The 1,129-nt window shown below is 52.7% G+C and carries 1 rRNA gene; it reads right to left on the bottom strand.

What is annotated here, in order from left to right:
- A 23S ribosomal RNA gene (locus ST37_RS05720) occupies window positions 1-1,129 on the bottom strand; the annotation flags it as partial.

Genomic DNA, 1,129 nt, shown 5'->3' with positions numbered 1-1,129 from the left:
CAGCACTTACACACCCTGCCTATCAACGTTCTAGTCTCGAACAACCCTTTAGGACACTTAAAGTGCCAGGGAAGACTCATCTCAGGGCTCGCTTCGCGCTTAGATGCTTTCAGCGCTTATCGATTCCGAACTTAGCTACCGGGCAATGCCATTGGCATGACAACCCGAACACCAGAGGTTCGTCCACTCCGGTCCTCTCGTACTAGGAGCAGCCCCCTTCAATCTTCCAACGCCCACGGCAGATAGGGACCGAACTGTCTCACGACGTTCTAAACCCAGCTCGCGTACCACTTTAAATGGCGAACAGCCATACCCTTGGGACCGACTTCAGCCCCAGGATGTGATGAGCCGACATCGAGGTGCCAAACACCGCCGTCGATATGAACTCTTGGGCGGTATCAGCCTGTTATCCCCGGAGTACCTTTTATCCGTTGAGCGATGGCCCTTCCATTCAGAACCACCGGATCACTATGACCTGCTTTCGCACCTGCTCGAATTGTCATTCTCGCAGTCAAGCGGGCTTATGCCATTGCACTAACCACACGATGTCCAACCGTGTTTAGCCCACCTTCGTGCTCCTCCGTTACTCTTTGGGAGGAGACCGCCCCAGTCAAACTACCCACCAGGCACTGTCCTCAACCCCGATAAGGGGTCTAAGTTAGAACATCAACACTACAAGGGTGGTATTTCAAGGTTGACTCCACTTGAACTGGCGCCCAAGTTTCAAAGTCTCCCACCTATCCTACACATGTAGGGTCAATGTTCAGTGCCAAGCTGTAGTAAAGGTTCACGGGGTCTTTCCGTCTAGCCGCGGGTACACTGCATCTTCACAGCGATTTCAATTTCACTGAGTCTCGGGTGGAGACAGCGTGGCCATCATTACGCCATTCGTGCAGGTCGGAACTTACCCGACAAGGAATTTCGCTACCTTAGGACCGTTATAGTTACGGCCGCCGTTTACCGGGGCTTCGATCAAGAGCTTCGACCTAAGTCTAACCCCATCAATTAACCTTCCGGCACCGGGCAGGCGTCACACCGTATACGTCATCTTACGATTTTGCACAGTGCTGTGTTTTTAATAAACAGTTGCAGCCACCTGGTATCTGCGACTCCCAATAGCTCCATCCGC

Origin of the sequence: Vibrio sp. qd031, from assembly GCF_002100145.1 — a bacterium.
In the GTDB taxonomy this organism is placed as follows: Bacteria; Pseudomonadota; Gammaproteobacteria; order Enterobacterales; family Vibrionaceae; genus Vibrio.
Note: the sequence above shows the minus strand (reverse complement) of the source record. Positions and strands in the feature narration are given on the sequence as shown.